Genomic DNA, 17,873 nt, shown 5'->3' on the forward strand with positions numbered 1-17,873 from the left:
ATTACTCCTCCTCTTTTCTAAGTTCGACGTCGTTATTTCTGACATGCACCAAGATGTTGTAATGGCGGCCGATGTCTTTTACTCGGATGATCTTTTTCCATTCAGATTGATTTGCATCTGCATAATGAACGATGACACCGATGTAGCGGTTCTTCTTTTCCAATGTGATTGTTTCCAGAGGCTTGTATTGCCCCGGCAACAGGGTGTAATCCTGATGATCTATGTAGTTTTTCCCCAGCGCTTTTTCGAGTTTGTCGCTTTCAAGCTGGTCGTAATCGGCAGCCAGAAAACGCGAGTCTTCACTGAGGTAAACCAGATTCATTTCAACAGGAGCCGCTTCACCACTTTCATTGGGGTTGATGTCGGGTTCGGCCAGCAATGTAATGTTGGCAACAGAGGCCTGATCATCAGGTTTACCTACCGGTGTGGAAGGATCCCAGATAACCTGGCCAACTTTCTTTGTTGCATTCCATGCACTGCTACAGCCGTTCAGCAACATCACTGACAGCAATAAAATCCCTACAGCCCATATACGGCGACTAGCGGAATGTGTCATTGCTAGATTCCTCTAAGCCCTGACGCAGTGCGCGGTCATAGGCCTGCTCATACACCTCACGGAACAACTTCTCGAACCCTTGCTGGCGGCTGGAAGCTAATTCGCGGTAATAGTTGGTGTACATTTCCCATGCCCAGGATTCATCTTTATTCTTGACTTCGTTGCTACGGCGATAATGTGAAAAACGGCGAAGCAATTGCTCTGGAGAAAAGGCTTCCAGCATCGTGTCCAGCGCGGCAGAAATAGCCGTACGGTTAGCCTGATAATGCAGTTGCAGGTTTTGCAGACTTTCCGCTACTGCCGACGGTGCGGACAGGTGAACCGGGCTTTTCTGATCCGAGAACATCACCTGCATGGTGGTGTCATAATCCATATTCAGGCGCAGTGGATTATCTTCGATAGGACGAAGTTGTTTATCACGCAGTCCATGCTGTTCGCGCTGGAGAGCCAATAGCCCTTCAATGGCGGCTTTCATGGTTTTGCCCATCTCTTGCAGAAAGTCATTCGCCTGCTGGCTATCGTGCAGGGGCAATCGAGCTTCCAGCCCACGCATGAGAGGAGTAATGGCAACATGATCAACATCCATATCTTCGTACTGCCGATCGGAAGCGATATCCGGTAAATCAAGGAACTCCTGATCCATAACACTGCCTCGGTTATCAGAAATAGGGTTGGCAAATGGGGGTGATTGGTGATGATCCGGCGGCAAAAGCTGTTCCGTATCATCAGCCTCAACCTGCGGTTTCAGCGTGGTCAGACTCTCGCTATCAAGTACCCTGAGTGGATCATCACTGAAACGGTGCATAACAGTCGGAGCAATGCTTTCATCGTGGGCAAACACGGATTTTTGTACCGGTACGCCTTCCATCATGGCATCCAGTGGATTGCTATAACTGGAAACCAATGATTCAGGCGATACGGTTGAAGGATCAACGCGATCTGCCTCAGAAAAGCTGATGTGGATCTTGACGGACAAATTGCCCACCTTGATCTGATCGCCTTGCTGTAAGCGGATCAAACTTGACTGAGGTGTTAATACTGCATTGTTGATCTTAACGGACTCAGTAAGCACTTGCAGGCAGAATGCCCCATCCTGCCACTTGATGGCGAATTGTGATGGGTGGATATTGCCCTGCTGATCTTGCACAGACCAAAGGTGGCTTTCACTGCTACCGACCGTACCGCCCTGTGTCGAGAACTGACCACCGGCTGCTTTACCACTTTCCAGTTGCTCGCTGTTAAGAACCCGCAACGAAAGGGTTGGTTGATGTGTTTCCATAGTCGTTATTCCATAACTGAAATTGTGACAAAGGGTTTCTTTTCCGGTTCGCCGAGAAAACTGGTCCACCCCAGATGGTTATTCTGCTTCGCCCCCAACACCATGCCGCTGACCTGATTTTCAGCCAGACCAAGACGCAGTTCCCAGGCAAACTGACTGCGCATGACGAAAGAAATGAACATCACCAAAGGGAGATAGTTCTTTCCCTCAGGCAGGAATGACAGGAACCGATCACGTGTCAGGTTATTGATACTGAGCAGGAATTTCCCGCTGTAATCGCCAACCCATGAACCGATGGTGAAGTTATGACCCAACACGGACAGCTCGGTGTCGCCAATTTTCTGCCCTTTATTGGTTCCCCCCAGACGGTTCTGCTGATCCATTGGGATCGTGACCTTCCGGAATTGCCAGCCGTGCAGCGTAACGTCCTGCAAATCAAAACAGTGGGAAACAAGGCTGCATATCACTTCCGGTGAACGGCCGGGACTTGCCAGCAATCCGGCATACGCCAGCATTTTGCTGTGATTGATGTTCAACATCCGGCGGTTGACTTCACTGCCCAAACCGACGAGAGAGAACATACGCTGGGAAAAGTTATCTTCCCCACTCTGCTTGAAGCAGATGTAATAGCGATATTTCCGCCAGATCTGATGCAGGATCGTGATTAAGCGATGGTTGAAAATGTTGAGAAAATCCGTCAGACGGTTTTCTCCCTGAGCATCTTCCCATGCCAGTGAATCCAGATAGTAGCCTGGCATCGGAGACTGGCTGCCGTGCAATCCCATAAAGGAAACTTCCAACTCGAAGTATCCCCGTTTAGACTGCGCAAGCGAGATGACATCACGAGTCGGAAATGCCAGACTGGCACTGGATCGGAAACGGACAGACTCCAGATCGGGACGATCTGTCTCTCCGGTGTTCTCCCACGCTACCGCCAGCCGGTTAAGCAACTCAACCAGCTGGTAAAAGTTGTATCGTGAGATGTCCAATGCCAGCGGTGTGGCAGGATCCTGCTCAGTGATTACATCAACGAGTGTTGACCTATCTGTACCGGCCATTCATAACATTCCTGATTATCTAAATTGATTACCTTCAACATATGAAAAGCATTGACGCTGGCATACAGTGAGAAAAATCGTGACAGAATCGTACTGAACAGATAAAGCTCGCCTTCTGAGCTGAATGCCTGTTGCCGGATATATAGCGTTGAGCGCAACCCACGCACAGGCTGCCCACGGAACAGACGATCTGTCGGCTCTGTTTCAATCTTTTCAATGGCATCGAGCCTTTTCTGCGATGAGCGCTTAGACTGCCGGTTGTGGATACTTGGGAAATCGTAGGTACGCAGTACCTGTTTCAACGCGTCCCTATCCAGCAATGACATATAGTTCAGCGACATATTTGACAGCAGTGACCAGTGCAAACCACCATCCAACAGAGGATAGAGAGGCACTGACGGCCGAGTGATATTGCGGAATGTCGCAAACGTCGGACTGCCGATGGAAGGGTAATTAATGTCGCCGACACGCAGCTCCAACGGTAATTCGCGGTTGGTACAGGTCAGGCTGATAGAGACATTCTCTTTCAGCTTGAGTCTGAGCAAATCTGACTCATCTCCCCGAACGAATGAGATGAAATGTTCCAATCCTCGGCGGAAAGGGGATTCTTTCACCCGAAGGCGGTAATAACGCATTGAACGTTCGTCTTCGTTATCAATCTGGTGATTGAAACTCTCAAACGGGGTATAAACCCTCGCACCAATACGTGCGCGGCTACGTTCACCATTTTCTCCGGTCAACCAACTTTCTACGCCATCAACGGAGAAAATATCGTAGTTATCCGGCAAACTGTAACTGGCTTTCAATGGGTATTCAGTCTGGCTACCATTGAGTTCGATCGCTTCACTGTCCATTGAGAACAGGTTGATCGCCGGTGTGCAGTGCAGACGGAAAGTGTCATGACGGATCTTCGCTTCTGGTGGAAGCGCCTGAGAAAAATGTAAATTCAGTTTGAAATCTTTGGTCTTGAGATCTTCAGGCAGTTTCGGGAAGCCTTTCACATCAAAAAACAAGAAGCTTTCTGCAAAACAGAAATATTCCTGCAAAATGCGATAGCCCATATAGGCGTTTTTCGGGTAAGGCAACAGCGCATCTTCCCGCTCAAATCCCACTGGCACAAAATCAAAATCCGGCAGAGGGATCACCATATCGCCCACCACCAATTCCGCTTTTCTAAAGTAATAGCAGAGCCAGAAATAGAGCTGGGACGTGGTATAGTCATCACCACTCAGATAAAAGCGCAGCTTATCCAGTTCCAATTCATGCAGGTTCAGCTCAGTTTTCGATGCAAAATTCAGGCCGATAATCCCGTTTTCATTACTGTTATTGACGGAGATGTCACGGATGGAAAACGGAAACAGCCAAACATCACGGCAGAGCGTGAAAGTACAGCGGCCGTGATCGTCTTTTTTACCACCCGATTTTTCGTTCGAATAAATATCATCTTGAGTGGATAGCGTGTGGCTCATAATCTGTGTGCCACGCTTGACCTGTGTCGCTTTCGTCACAACGCTCTCATCGGGGGTATACTCGATGATAGTCATGCTTGGGGTTGGACGCAGATAGTTCGGCCAGAGCATATTGAGCAGGCCGTGGGTCAATTCAGGGAACTGATCATCAATCTTTGCCCGCAGGTTGCCGGTCAGAAATGCAAAACCTTCCAGTAAACGCTCAACGTCGGGGTCAGAACCTTGTTCTGACAGAAATGCGGCAAGATGAGGGCGTTCAACTGCGGCTTCTTTCCCCAGTTGTCGCAGATAGTTCAACTCATCTCTGAAATATTTTTCAAATGACATTTATTGAGTTCGCTCCAGGCAATAGCGCCGGTTGTTATCCAACTGGATGCTAAATTCCACAAGGTCGTTGATATCATCCAGAAAGATTTCAGCGCTGATATGAAAGCTCAACAGCAACGGATCTGAGTCATCATTGATAGCGCTAACAGAAACCGCTGATATTCTGGGTTCGTAATTTCTGATGCACTCTTCAATCGCCCATTCGATACTTTGCTTGAAATCCACCGATGTCGCGGTTGCGTCATTGAGATCAATGACACCCAATTCAATGGCACTTTGACTGGCACCGGGACGGGAATTCAGCACTTCATTCAAATGCTTCTTGATAGAATCAAGCAGCCCACGCATCCTTGACTGACGGGAAGAGCCGGAGCCCTTCCCTTGAATGCGCTCGAACAGACTGGCAGAGCTGCCTCTGTTCCAACTGTACAGCGCAGCCATGATTATTCCTTATCCAAACGCCCGACCAGAGACAGCTCGAAGCTTGCACCCATGTACTTGAAGTGTGGGCGAACTTGCATCGCAACCTGGTACCAGCCTGGATCGCCTTCAACATCCAGAACCTTGATTTCCGCTGCACGCAGAGGACGACGGCTACGAACGTCAGTTGGTGGGTTTTCCTGATCAGCAATGTACTGTTTCAGCCACATGTTCAGTTCGCGTTCCAGATCCTGACGCTCTTTCCAAGAGCCGATCTGTTCACGCTGCAATACTTTGATGTAGTGAGCCAGACGGTTAATGATGAACATGTACGGAAGCTGCGTACCCAACTTATAGTTGGTTTCCGCGATTTTCCCTTCACGGGTATTTGGGAAAACTTTTGGCTTCTGAACCGAGTTTGCAGAGAAGAATGCTGCGTTATCGCTGCCCTTACGCATAGTCAGGGTGATGAAGCCTTCTTCTGCCAGTTCAAATTCACGGCGGTCAGTAATCAGAACTTCAGTTGGGATCTTCGCCTGAACCTGACCCATTGCTTCGTACAGGTGAACAGGCAGGTCACTCACGGCACCGCCGCTCTGTGGACCGATGATGTTTGGACACCAGCGATATTTAGCGAAGCTGTCAGTCAGACAACTTGCCAGCAAGTACGCAGTGTTGCCCCACAGGAAGTGCTCGTGGTCACGGCTGACATTTTCCTGATAGTTGAAGTTTTTGATTGGGTTTTCAACATTGGAATAAGGCAGACGCAGCAAGAAACGTGGTGCAGTCAGACCTAAGTAACGTGAATCTTCCGATTCGCGCAGCGCACGCCATTTAGTGTGTGAAGGGCCTTCGAAGACAGACTTCAGATCCTTGATGGCTGGCAGATCGGTAAAGCTATTAACACCAAAGAATTCAGGTGAAACAGAAGACAAGAATGGTGAGTGAGCCATTGCACCAACGGCACTGACGTACTGCATCAATTTAATGTCAGGTGAGGTATTGCTGAACGCATAGTTACCGATGACTGTAGCAACCGGTTCACCACCGAACTGACCGTAGCCTGTGGAGTAAACGTGCTTGTAAAAACCGGACTGAATAATTTCAGGCGAGAATTCAAAATCTTCCAACAGTTCATCTTTAGTGGCATGAATAATGTTGATTTTGATGTTTTCACGGAAATCAGTGCGATCCACCAGAATTTTCAGTGAACGCCAGGAAGATTCCAGTTCTTGGAATTGCTTAGCGTGCAGAATTTCGTCCATCTGCTCACTCAGCTTTTTATCCAGCTCAACGATCATTTTATCAACGAGAAGTTTGTTGATAGGTTCTTCGTTAGAGCCGGTATCCAGAATGCTACCGATAAACGCGGCAACACCTTGTTTAGCGATGTAGTAGCCGTCATTTTCCGGAGTCATTCTCGCTTGAGACATGATCTCATCAAGCAAGGAGGTCGTTGCGCCAGAAGCAATCGCTGTGCTGTTTTCTTCGTGCTGAGCCATTTAAAAATTCCTTTAACCAGTTATTTTTTATTGATGATTTCAAGTTCTTTCAGGAGTTGCTCACGAACGGATTCATCATCCAGCAGTGACTGCAAGCGAGTACGAAATGCTGGGATATTGCCCAATGGACCTTTTAATGCAACTAATGCCTCACGCAGTTCGAGAAGTTTATTTAATTCAGGAACTTTCTTTGCTACATTATCCGGTGAAAAATCACTCAGTGATTTTATTTCCAGATTAACTGGCAGATCTTCTTCACTTTTTTCATCGAGGCGGTTAGGAACGTTAAAAGTCAGGTTGATGTTCGCTTCATTCATTACGGCATTAAAGTTGTTCTTATTGACAGAAACAGTTTGCCGCTCTTCAATTGGCGTATCTTCTTTTTTTCCTTTCAAGTCACCCACAACCAGAAGATTCAGAGGTAATTCGACTTCTGCGGTCTGATCACCGGTATTAGGAACATACTTAATATTAATTCTTTCTTTCGGAGCTACGCTACCTGGACTATTCTTACTCATATTTGAATCCTTTGGCTAATACAACCATGAACTGTCTAACAACCCATTATTGGTGAGAGAATGATTCCAATGTTTACCCATATAACAAATACGGAAGATCTCCCTAAAAAAATAGGCTAAAGAAGACAACTATATTTGTAGATACGAATAGTTTTATATCAATATATAGTTAAATAATCAGATATACCCTATCCAGTTGTGGAAGTAACATCGATATGAAAAATCGTCAAGTTCGAGTTTGACACTTTATTTTTTTGATGTAAAGCCAAAACACAAATTGATAAAGTCCTCTATTCAAGCTTTTAAACTCTTTATGTCAACTCATAGCCAGTTATAAACAAATTTTTATTCTAAAATAGAGAAAAGTTTGGTTTTACTCTCTGTAAGAGTATGCAGACCTATTACCTATCAATTGTATAAAAAGGAACATTTTTCATCTTAACCTGAATAAAATATAACCTGCTAATGGTGACTGATAATTATCGTCAATATTATTTTTTATTTTATTTTGATTAATTATGTATCATTACCACCAGAATTATTTTCATTTTTTTGATCTAGATAACACTTTGCAAATGATCATAGAAAACATTTAAATAAAAAATAAAAAACCATTAAATATCAATAAATTAAAACAAAACAAAAATCGAAGCTCATTTTTAAACCAGTTAAACAAGCTTATTGTTTATGAAAAATCAGCTATAAATTTCACAACGGCAATGATTATAAAATTTTTATTTGTCATTGAATTAGAGCGTGTGTTGCATTTTTCAAATGACTTTGCATTAGACAATTTCAGCTTTATTATTCGCTCCGAGTGTTTGGCAAGCGATAATTTCATTTGATTTATAAATGGGATAATCACGCAAGGAACGAACACTTACACTTATATTGGTAAAATTTTATAGGATATTCATATGCCAACTCCATGTTATATTTCCATCAATGGTAAAACTCAAGGCAATATTACCGCTGGCGCATTCACTGCTGAATCCGTAGGTAATATCTTTGTTCAAGGTCACGAAGACGAAATGCTGGTTCAAGAATTTGACCACATCGTAACTGTTCCAACTGATCCACAGTCTGGACAACCTTCTGGCCAACGTGCACATAAGCCATTCCGCTTTACCGTTGCATTGAATAAAGCCGTTCCTCTGCTGTACAACGCACTGGCTTCTGGCGAAATGCTGCCTACCGTAGAATTGAAATGGTACCGTACTTCAATCGAAGGTAAACAAGAGCATTTCTTCACGACTAAACTGGAAGATGCAACTATTGTTGACATCGACTGCAAAATGCCACACTGCCAAGATCCAGCAAAAGCAGAATTCACTCAGTTAATTCGTGTTTCTCTTTCTTATCGTAAGATTAACTGGGAACACACTACTGCCGGTACTTCTGGTGCTGACGACTGGCGCGCACCAATTGTTGCTTAATATCTTATTCATTAAGTATTAAGTAATAACCTTTCAGCCAATGAATATTATTCATTGGCTGAATCAATCAGATATATCTTAAAATTTACGTCAATTTACTTTAATTCCTATTTTTCTCTTTTATATTTGTTTTTCTGATCTTTTCCCACTGTCAGATTTTTATATAGTAATTATTTTAATAATGAATAAAGATAAACCAGTGCATAATAACATGAGTGATTAACGCGCAAGAAAGCGTCTAACTAACAAAATACTCTATCTCGTGTTTTACATCTCCTTCTCTCCAAATCATTTCATCAAGATGACATAAGTAAAACTTTTAAATAAAAAATACAAAGTAAAAACAGATTCTAATCCCCCCTCATTATTCTGCTGAAATTTTAATTAAACCTAAATTCAATTTGATTTGGTTACTTAATAATAAGGTAGAAAATAATCAAAATTTGTTATTATAAGTCACTAAAGTAAATTAATAACTTCAAATGATAATTCAGAACAAAAATAAACCGTTAATCAGAGCAAAATAAAATATTTTCTATGCTCTAATGATTAATTAATAAACCATGAGGTTTAAACCTAACCCAACACGATACATTTATCCATCAACTATTATTGTCATTTGGGTACTCCCATGATTAAAAGGACGGCATTTTTCATCTTATTATGTACTTCACTTCAGGTAAGCGCATCACCTGACGTGCTGAGTTCAACTTTCCCTACAGATGAAACGAGAAGGATCTTACAGGACAGTTCAAGGGAAATAGATCAATTAATTGAAGAACGCCGCCATCAGGGGTTAATTAACCGCACTGATAGCGTTTCACCACAAACCGTCTCCCCTGTGCTGGTGGAAGCCCCGCCATGCCTGGCTATCAGTGGTGTTTATCTTCAGGGCATTACGCTGCTCTCTCTGAGTGAGCTGAATACACTCAGCGCATTGCCCGATAGTTGTATCACCAGCAATGACATCAATAAGCTGTCAGCAGAAATCACTAATCTTTATATTGCCAAAAGCTATATTACGGCGCGGGTACAATTTATTCCTCCCAACCCGAATGGCGAGCTGGGGATCAATGTTGTTGAAGGTTTTGTCGAGGCGATAGAGGGAGGGGATCGTTGGGTCAATAGCCAGATGCTATTTCCGTACCTGACGAATAAGCCGCTCAACCTGAACCAGCTTGATCGAGGGCTAGATCAGGCGAATCGTTTACAATCAAACAAAACAACCCTCGATATTCTGCCCGGCACAGTCAGTGGTGGTTCTATCATCAAACTGCACAATCGGCATTCCACCCCGTGGAGAATAACCACAACAACGGATAATTATGGGCAAAAAATCACAGGGAAGTGGATCACCCGACTCAATGCCAGCGTTGATAGCCCACTCGGATTATCTGACTTTGTTAGCCTCAGCGGCAGCAGTACCGTTGATAAACCCGATACCCAATACAATCGCGCCTATACCCTGCTCTATTCGCTTCCTTATGGAGCCATAACGTTCAGTGGATTCAACAGCTATTCCCAATACACCAGCCATCCCCATTTACAGAGATACTCACACAAACTGCATGGGAACTCACAGCAAACAGGAGTTCGTACCGATTGGGTCTTTCATCGTAGCCAATCGCAAATTAGCACATTAAGCACCCAGTTGGTTTATAAGAATTACAACAACTATTTCAAAGACGCCAAAATCACTGTCAGTAGCCAGACATTGAGTGTTCTCGAACTGGGTGTCAGCCATTTACAACTCATCCCTTCAGGGCTGATCTCCCTCAATATGAGTATTGAGCGGGGAATGCCGTGGTTTAGTGCTCAAGCCGCAACAGACAATCTGAATAAAAAGTTTACCAAAGGGAAGTTGTCGGCAAATTTACAGCAGCGTTTCACGCTCTTTGATATGCCTTACCGATTTAACAGCCAATTTTATGCCCAGTACAGCCAAAGTGGGCTGCCGGGCATTGAATGGCTCAATGTGACCGACCGTAATGCGGTTCGGGGATTCAGCAAAAATGTGTCATCGGCTGATAATGGCTGGTATCTGAAAAATACACTTTCCCACTCAATACCCATGCCCAAAGGCTCACTTTCGCTACGTGCCGGTGTGGATATCGGCCGAGTTAAAGGCTATAGCAGTCAGGATAACTGGAAAAGTAGTGCCGGATTGAGCGCGGGTCTGACACTGCGCTATCAGCACCTGTTTGCGGATGTTGAGGTCAGCCGAGGCAAATTTCTTTCTCACCAAAATAGGAACACGGATGAACCTATGCAACTGTTAACCCGCTTTTCTTACACTTTTTAGTTTTTTGAACCATTTGGTGTTTTTTAACCGCAGCCAGTTGGGGAATTATCCCTAGAAAGCTGCACATGGCAATAAAGAAAGTAGATAAAGGTAATAATATGAAAAGTAAAGGATTTAAGTTATCTCCAACAGGAAAACTCGCCGCATCCATGGCAATTATTCTGACAACCTGCTCAGTCAGTTTTGCCAATGGTATTACGCCTGGAGGTAATGCTGCACACAGCCCGGATGTTATCCAAGCTGACACCGGTGCGGCCGTGGTGAATATCGTTGCGCCTTCCGAATCAGGGTTATCACATAACCAATATCAGGATTTCAACGTCAGTCAGATGGGGGCGGTGTTCAATAACTCCTTGGAAGGTGGGCAATCACAACTGGCAGGCGACTTATCTGCTAACAGCAACCTAAATGGGCAGGTTGCAAGCGTGATCTTAAATGAGGTTATTAGCCGTAACCCCTCGTTCTTGCTCGGAGAACAAGAAGTGTTTGGCATAGCCGCCGATTATGTACTGGCAAACCCCAACGGCATCACCTGTAACGGCTGTGGTTTTATCAATACCAATCAAGCGTCATTGGTTGTCGGTAATCCGCTGGTGGAAAATGGCGTTCTACAAGGGTTCAGCACCTTTGACAACCAGAATGCCCTGAATATCAAAAACAACGGCTTATCCCATAGTGATGTTCTGAATCTGATCGCGCCAAAAATTGACAGCAATGGTCAGGTCGTTACGTCAAAAGCCCTCAATATCACGACGGGTAATAACCAGATTTCAGCCGATGGCCAGATCCTGAGTTCGCAACAAGCGAGCATTGGCACACTCGACAGCTATTATCTTGGCAGTATGCAGGCCGGACGCATTCGTCTGCTGAACACAGCGGAAGGAAGCGGTGTCAATCTACAAGGCAAGATGATCACCGATGACGGTATTGATATTGAATCCTACGGTGATGTGAAGTTGGAAGCCGCGACCCTGAAAGGCGGGGATATTACCTTGAAAGGCAATAACGTGCTGTCTCAAGGACGCCTGCATCAATCTTCATCAGACAAAACAGGCAGCGATAATCACCAAAACACCTTCAGTGGTATTTATACCGCACAAAAGCAAATCAGTGAATCTGTTGCCCGTACCCAATTAACAGGCAAGAACATCACTCTCGTCGCCAAACAAAACAATCAAGTGATGGCAACCGATATTGAAGGGGATAATGTCAAACTGACTGGTGCCAACCTGAAACTGGATGGGCAACAGCTTCACCAACTTGACAGTAATACCAGCAATAAATGGAAAATATCTTGGCAGTATGATGTCACCAATGAGAGTAAAAAGGATCAGAGAGAAGGCAATACCATTGATGCCCGTGGAAATGTTCATCTGACTGCCAGTGAAGGTAATGCAGAGGTACTTGGCAGTCAGATCAAAGCAGGAAATCAACTATCTGTATCCGCTGAGAAAGATGTGAAACTGGCGGGGTTGGTGGAATCAGAGATGACCACAGAAGAAGGGTATAAAAAGAACCATACTGCGGCATTGCAAACCGGTCACTGGAATAAGGTCAATACCTCTCAGAGAAGCGTCGGCAATGAGTTGAACTCAGGCGGGGATTTAGGCATCAAGGCGGGTGGAAATGCTGACATTACCGGAACTCACATTAACTCAGGCAAAAACCTGATTGTTTCTGCGGGTCAGCAAATCCACATTACTGTTCAATCCCTCGTTGATGATCAGATCCTTGCCAAGGATAAAACTTATTGGGGCGGTATTGCAGGTGGCAGCAAGAAAGATAATCATGATAAATCAGAAACCCATCATATTTCTGAAGTCACGGCGGGCGGGCATTTGCTGCTGACTGGCATGAATGGTGTCACCATTACGGGCAGTACAATCAAAGCCCAAAAAGGCGCCTATGTTGAAGCCAATGATGGGCAATTAACTATCGATAACGCAGTCAGTCACACTTATAAAGAGGTGGATGAAAGAGAGGGAACAATCTTCAACATCACCAAAAATACTAACCAAGAACAAAACAAGCAGCAAAAATCTTCCGGCAGTCATTTGGTTTCCGATGCAGATTTGAAATTACTCAGCAATAAAGATATCAACGTCATTGGTAGTCTGGCGAAAAGTGCCGGTGAATTGCAACTGAACACTTCAGGCAATATCAATATCCTGAACTATGGTGAGAAAAATCAGTACCAACAGGAAAAAACCAACCTTGACTTGCAGTACTACGCGAAGGATGTAAAAGATAGCCAATACCGTGCCGGTGTTGGTTTTGAACACATTCTCGATAAACAGAAAAACGAGAGTACGACTCAGCAATCATCAGAATTGCATGGTGGCAATCTCGCTGTAAATGCAGGCAAAAATGTTACTGTTACAGGCTCCAATCTGGGGACAACACAGGGCAATGCGAAAATCTCCGGGGATAACATTGCCCTGCTGACGGAGGAAAACAATACATCAACATCCACTGCACAAAAAAAACTTCGTAGCAGCGTGTTTATCACCGGCGGCATGGACAAATTCGGTAGTGGTGTTGAAGGAGTCTATAACAGTAATGGTCAATCCCAGAACCAGACAACGGCAGCAGTGACAAAAACTCAAGTCACTGGCAACCTTGAACTGAATGCAATGGGAGAATTGAAGCAACAAGGTACTGACCATCAGGTACAAGGTAGCTATCAGGCCAATGCCGGCAGCATTAAGAATGTGGCAACCGCCAACACGGAATCCAGCTCGACCAATCAATTACAGGTAGGCGGTGAAATCAGTGGCACAGCCGATTACAGTGCAACAACCCGACCTGTGGAAAAAACGGTCAAAGCCGCCGCAGATAAAAAACTGGATACCGCCATCACGAAGACAGGTCTGCCTAATGTGGGTATTGAACTGGCGATGAATGGCAACAGCCATTACACCAATAACCATCAATCCAATGCGGTGGTGACTACTGTTAAGGCTGGTGATATCAAGGTGACAACGAATGGCGATGTCTACGATCAAGGTACGCAATATCAAGCCAATAAAGGCAATGTATCGTTGACCGCCGGCAGCCACACCAGTGAAGCCACCCTCAATCGCCAGGACAGCCAGACTTCTGACACCACAGGCAACGCTAGCTTGCGTGTTTACACCACAACGGGCGCTGATATTTCCGTCAATGGCAAAGGCAATGGCAGCGATAAAGAAACATCTGACAGCAATACCACCGCCGTTACCAGCGGCATCAATGCCAAAAACGGTATTAATGTCCAAGTGACCAGAGATGCACGCTACCAAGGCACATCAATGGATGCGGGCAAGGGTTCAGCCAACGTTGATGCAGGTGGAAATATCCAGTTCAATCAAGCCACCAACCGCAGCGAGCAAAAAAACAACGGTTACAATGGGGAAATTTCCCTGACAGTAGGAACCAACCCGGATGGCAAGAATTTCAGCGGCAGCTTGGGGGGAGGTTATAATACCGACCACCAGAACAAAACTACCGCTCAAACCAGCACCATCAAAGGTGGGCAGGGTGTCAACCTGGATGCAGGCAATAATCTGGCCTTACAGGGTGCAAATGTTTCGGGCAAACAAGTAGATTTAACCGCACAGCGTGGAAAAATCGACCTGACCTCTGCTCAAGATACGGCCACTGCCAATGGTTGGAATGTCGGAGCTAAAGCTAAAGGCGGCATGTCTTCCACAGTCCGCAAAAATGAAGGTGGCAATACTGCAAGCGATAATGCTGCAATAGCTGCAACAAACGATCCGGCTAACAACATCATCGACAGTAAATATAACATTGGTGGTGAATTGAAATTCGGAGTTAACCATCTGGATCAAACCACTCACCGTAACACACAGGTTTCCGGCGGCAATGTCACACTGACCAGTGCGGGCAATACCTCACTCAAAGGCGCTAATGTGACTGCGGATCAGGTAACGGGCAAAGTCGGCGGCAATTTCAATGTCGAAAACCTCAAAGACCGCACTCATAGCCTGAATGTCGGTCTGGATGCTGGCTTGGGTTATAGCAAAACCGTAAAAGGAGATAATCTTTCTAAGCTGGCTCCTCCTACCGCAGCAGAAGGTTCATCTGAAAACGTGGCTACCGGTACAGCTGCCACCGATAATGCCAAAGCCAATGGCGAAGCACCAAGCCTGAAAGATCAACTGACAGCCGCTTTCAAGGGCTTCAATGGCAAACTCAAAGGCAATTACGATACTCTCGATCGGGAAGCGGTAGGTAAACAAACAACGCTGACCGGTGCTCAGGGAGTTGATCTGAATATCTCTGGGAACACTGACTTAACAGGTGGCAAAATTGACAGCGCACAGGGGCCTGTATCGGTAAATACCCAGCAGATTAATCAGCAATCTGTAACGGGATACGACAAAGGCAGAAACTTGGGGGTTAACGTACCAGATTCCATCGCGAGTCTGGCTGTCTCTGCCCAAAAAGATGTTTTCTCCGGTAAAGTACCTTTTGTAAAAAATGAAAGTCACGACACTGAGCTTCCAACTGTTCACAGTGAAGTTAAGGGTCGTCAATTAAATTGATCATCGTGATCTACGATTGATCTTCTGTACGGTAGCCAATCACACGGCTACCGTACTTTTTCATCCCCTTTCCCTTATTGCCTTTTCCATTTAGCCTGTTACTCTTTTTTCGCATACATATTTTTCGCATACATATAGTGAGTAACGTTAGGCACGACCAGATTTAAGGGGATGTAATGCCGAGTGACCATGAAAAAAAGGGACAACCCAGCACGGGAAAAGACCGCACACCATTAGAGAAAGGGCTACATAGCAGTAAAAAAGCGCTTTCAATGACGATTCGTATTGGCAACGCCATCCGCCGTATTCCTTTTATTGCCCACTTGATTCGGGCGGCACAACGTTTCAATGATCGAATGGGCAGCCAATTTGGTGCCGCAATCACCTATTTCTCCTTTTTGTCCCTGATCCCGATCCTGATGCTCTCTTTTGCTATCGCAGGTTTTATACTGGCTTCCAATCCCGACTTGCTGGCACGGTTGATCAATGGCATCGCCAATAGCATCAATGATCCTGCTCTCGCCAATACACTGAAAAATAGCGTAGATACTGCGGTCAATCAAAGAACGACGGTGGGATTGACCGGCCTGGCGATCGCGCTTTATTCAGGCCTGAACTGGGTCGGAAATTTACGGGAGGCGATTCTCGCCCAATCCCGAGAAATCTGGGAACGTAATCATGAGGATAAGGAGAAAATCTACTTTCAGTATATTCGCGATTTTTTCTCCTTATTCGGTCTTCTGTTTGCGTTGGTAATGACACTTTCGCTGACTTCTATCGCAGGCTCTGCCCAAGCCACCATCGTCCATGCCCTCGGGTTGGAAGGCATAGAGTGGCTCCGCCCTGCATGGACATCGATTGGCATGACTATTTCGATTGCTGCCAATTATTTGTTATTCCTCTGGATATTGTGGATCTTGCCGCGCCATCGGCCTGAAAGAAAAGCGCTGTTCAAAGGAACCTTAATGGCCGCCATTGGATTTGAGATCATCAAATATATTATGACTATGATGCTGCCACGCCTTGCCAGCTCCCCTTCTGGCGCTGCTTTTGGTTCAGTCATTGGCTTGATGGCATTCTTTTATTTCTTCGCCCGACTGACGCTGTTCTGCGCCGCGTGGATCGCCACCGCAGAAGAAAAGAAACCAGAGTAAACATCTACATATCAATGAGTAAGACTGTTTTTTTTGTTGTACCTACATTCCCGCACCAAAGCGGGGATGCTTCATCAGAAGCATTTCATAACTAACCAAAAAGGAGTCATTTTATGCCATTTGTGAACATCAAAATTACCCGTGAAGGTGCAACCCCTGATCAGAAAAAGCAACTGATTAAAGGTGCAACCCAGCTGCTGGTGGATGTACTGGGAAAAAATCCAGCTACAACTTTTGTGATCATTGATGAAGTAGAAACGGATAATTGGGGAATTGGGGGTAAAAGTGTGACTGAAGTCAGGGCAGCAGCGAAGAAGTGAGATGAGGTTTTCAGAAGGTATTAATGATAGGGGCGGATTGAACCGCCCTTTTTGGGTAATCATTGGAATATACGTATTAAAATACCTTTAATTTTAGTTTTGTTTAAAAATATGAATAAAGAACAACCAAAATATTATATCCAGATCCATGATAACATGCTTGTTAATTTATTTATTATTCTGACACATGGATATTCAAATCATACTTTTAGAATAAAGACATGTATTTAATCACTCACAAATAGGAATATATTAGAGTAACGTTGCCAGAGAAGATTTCTAAATTTCATCAAAGTAATAGTGTGATTTACTTCAAAAAATAATCATGGTATTACGAAACCTTAATGCCTTTATTTTTATTAAAAAAAAGCATTACAAAAAACACCCATTTAGATCGCCATCAATTTATATTATTTATTCAATCGACTGATTAATTACATATTTTCAGTGATAAACCAAAATACGTAATTGGATCTTGCGTAACAGTCTTCATGTGTGCTAATCCAATAAAGTGAATTAGCACATTGGCTGTAACTTACGTTTTATCAGGCAGTATGAAGATGAGGGAAGTGGGTTATACTATAACCGTTTTCTCTATTATGACCGGGAAACACACCGGATCCGATAGGGCTGGTTGGGGGATATAATCCTTACAGTTAAGTGCATAATCCCGTCAATTTTGTTGACCCTCTTGGTATTAGCGGGTGGAATCGATAAAAGCCAGTCCTGTTGGATTCCCTTTCACATGTGTTAATTAACTGCAAAACGGGACTAAAACGGATGAAACGACACCCAAAAAACGGGTATAACTGAGCAGAGTGGGAAAGTCTTTTTGATGGTATCGCCTGATATTCGCAGTAAAAGTTTTTTAAGTCCCGGTGAGTTGACATATGAAAAACGATTACGATGGTCATTATCTCGCTGCTGGCACTCATGCGGACATGACGTCGGCGCTTACGTCGTCCATCAGCAAGCAGTGAACCCA

Annotated in this window: 12 protein-coding genes and 2 pseudogenes; 6 read left to right on the plus strand and 8 right to left on the minus strand. The window is 44.7% G+C overall.

Translation table 11 applies throughout. The features are described from left to right. Position 1 precedes the first annotated feature (1 nt). From tssJ to tssB, 7 genes are read right to left on the minus strand one after another with little or no spacing between them, the layout of a single operon-like run. The gene (gene tssJ / locus H8A87_RS02670; RefSeq protein ID WP_198688460.1) at positions 2-556 is read right to left on the minus strand and encodes a type VI secretion system lipoprotein TssJ; all 555 of its coding nucleotides are present in this window, start codon (positions 554-556) and stop codon (positions 2-4) included. After that, on the minus strand, positions 540-1,835 hold the full coding sequence (gene tagH / locus H8A87_RS02675; RefSeq protein WP_198688461.1) for a type VI secretion system-associated FHA domain protein TagH: 1,296 nt from the start codon (positions 1,833-1,835) through the stop codon (positions 540-542). Before tagH ends, tssJ begins: the two co-directional genes overlap by 17 nt. A gap of 5 nt (positions 1,836-1,840) precedes the next feature. Further along, positions 1,841-2,893, minus strand: coding sequence for a type VI secretion system baseplate subunit TssG (gene tssG, locus H8A87_RS02680; RefSeq protein ID WP_198688462.1), 1,053 nt, complete (start codon positions 2,891-2,893; stop codon positions 1,841-1,843). Then, the gene (tssF, locus tag H8A87_RS02685) at positions 2,857-4,689 is read right to left on the minus strand and encodes a type VI secretion system baseplate subunit TssF (RefSeq protein ID WP_198688463.1); all 1,833 of its coding nucleotides are present in this window, start codon (positions 4,687-4,689) and stop codon (positions 2,857-2,859) included. Before tssF ends, tssG begins: the two co-directional genes overlap by 37 nt. Beyond that, complete coding sequence (gene tssE / locus H8A87_RS02690; RefSeq protein ID WP_198688464.1) at positions 4,690-5,130, minus strand: type VI secretion system baseplate subunit TssE; 441 nt, start codon at positions 5,128-5,130, stop codon at positions 4,690-4,692. 2 nt (positions 5,131-5,132) lie between these two features. Continuing rightward, a complete protein-coding gene (gene tssC, locus H8A87_RS02695) occupies positions 5,133-6,611 on the minus strand; it encodes a type VI secretion system contractile sheath large subunit (RefSeq protein ID WP_198688465.1) in 1,479 nt (492 codons plus the stop codon). Positions 6,612-6,631: 20 nt separating this feature from the next. Beyond that, the gene (tssB, locus tag H8A87_RS02700; RefSeq protein ID WP_198688466.1) at positions 6,632-7,129 is read right to left on the minus strand and encodes a type VI secretion system contractile sheath small subunit; all 498 of its coding nucleotides are present in this window, start codon (positions 7,127-7,129) and stop codon (positions 6,632-6,634) included. 917 nt (positions 7,130-8,046) lie between these two features. Here tssB and H8A87_RS02705 point away from each other — a divergent pair. The 6 genes and pseudogenes from H8A87_RS02705 to H8A87_RS20385 all read left to right on the plus strand — a co-directional run. After that, on the plus strand, positions 8,047-8,565 hold the full coding sequence (locus H8A87_RS02705) for an Hcp family type VI secretion system effector (RefSeq protein ID WP_198688467.1): 519 nt from the start codon (positions 8,047-8,049) through the stop codon (positions 8,563-8,565). Between the two features lie 631 nt (positions 8,566-9,196). Next, positions 9,197-10,867 (plus strand): ShlB/FhaC/HecB family hemolysin secretion/activation protein, encoded by a 1,671-nt coding sequence (locus H8A87_RS02710; protein WP_198688468.1) that lies wholly within the window; start codon positions 9,197-9,199, stop codon positions 10,865-10,867. A gap of 98 nt (positions 10,868-10,965) precedes the next feature. After that, positions 10,966-15,414: a hemagglutinin repeat-containing protein gene (locus tag H8A87_RS02715; RefSeq protein WP_198688469.1), complete on the plus strand. Its 4,449-nt coding sequence runs from the start codon at positions 10,966-10,968 to the stop codon at positions 15,412-15,414. 176 nt (positions 15,415-15,590) lie between these two features. Further along, the gene (gene yhjD, locus H8A87_RS02720; RefSeq protein WP_198688470.1) at positions 15,591-16,568 is read left to right on the plus strand and encodes an inner membrane protein YhjD; all 978 of its coding nucleotides are present in this window, start codon (positions 15,591-15,593) and stop codon (positions 16,566-16,568) included. Positions 16,569-16,681: 113 nt separating this feature from the next. Then, a complete protein-coding gene (locus H8A87_RS02725; protein ID WP_198688471.1) occupies positions 16,682-16,888 on the plus strand; it encodes a 2-hydroxymuconate tautomerase family protein in 207 nt (68 codons plus the stop codon). 523 nt (positions 16,889-17,411) lie between these two features. Beyond that, positions 17,412-17,545: pseudogene (locus tag H8A87_RS20385) on the plus strand (RHS repeat domain-containing protein); the annotation flags it as partial. Positions 17,546-17,645: 100 nt separating this feature from the next. Here the strand turns inward: H8A87_RS20385 and H8A87_RS02730 are convergent. Next, positions 17,646-17,862, minus strand: a pseudogene (locus H8A87_RS02730) (IS982 family transposase); the annotation flags it as partial. Between the last annotated feature and the right edge of the window lie 11 nt (positions 17,863-17,873).

It is taken from the genome of Xenorhabdus lircayensis, from assembly GCF_016306625.1.
Lineage (GTDB): Bacteria > Pseudomonadota > Gammaproteobacteria > Enterobacterales > Enterobacteriaceae > Xenorhabdus > Xenorhabdus lircayensis.

Bases quoted from the DNA above. Each gene is read 5' to 3' on its own strand.
- tssJ (WP_198688460.1), bottom strand. From the start codon at position 556: ATGACACATTCCGCTAGTCGCCGTATATGGGCTGTAGGGATTTTATTG.
- tagH (WP_198688461.1), bottom strand. From the start codon at position 1,835: ATGGAAACACATCAACCAACCCTTTCGTTGCGGGTTCTTAACAGCGAG.
- tssG (WP_198688462.1), bottom strand. From the start codon at position 2,893: ATGGCCGGTACAGATAGGTCAACACTCGTTGATGTAATCACTGAGCAG.
- tssF (WP_198688463.1), bottom strand. From the start codon at position 4,689: ATGTCATTTGAAAAATATTTCAGAGATGAGTTGAACTATCTGCGACAA.
- tssE (WP_198688464.1), bottom strand. From the start codon at position 5,130: ATGGCTGCGCTGTACAGTTGGAACAGAGGCAGCTCTGCCAGTCTGTTC.
- tssC (WP_198688465.1), bottom strand. From the start codon at position 6,611: ATGGCTCAGCACGAAGAAAACAGCACAGCGATTGCTTCTGGCGCAACG.
- tssB (WP_198688466.1), bottom strand. From the start codon at position 7,129: ATGAGTAAGAATAGTCCAGGTAGCGTAGCTCCGAAAGAAAGAATTAAT.
- H8A87_RS02705 (WP_198688467.1), top strand. From the start codon at position 8,047: ATGCCAACTCCATGTTATATTTCCATCAATGGTAAAACTCAAGGCAAT.
- H8A87_RS02710 (WP_198688468.1), top strand. From the start codon at position 9,197: ATGATTAAAAGGACGGCATTTTTCATCTTATTATGTACTTCACTTCAG.
- H8A87_RS02715 (WP_198688469.1), top strand. From the start codon at position 10,966: ATGAAAAGTAAAGGATTTAAGTTATCTCCAACAGGAAAACTCGCCGCA.
- yhjD (WP_198688470.1), top strand. From the start codon at position 15,591: ATGCCGAGTGACCATGAAAAAAAGGGACAACCCAGCACGGGAAAAGAC.
- H8A87_RS02725 (WP_198688471.1), top strand. From the start codon at position 16,682: ATGCCATTTGTGAACATCAAAATTACCCGTGAAGGTGCAACCCCTGAT.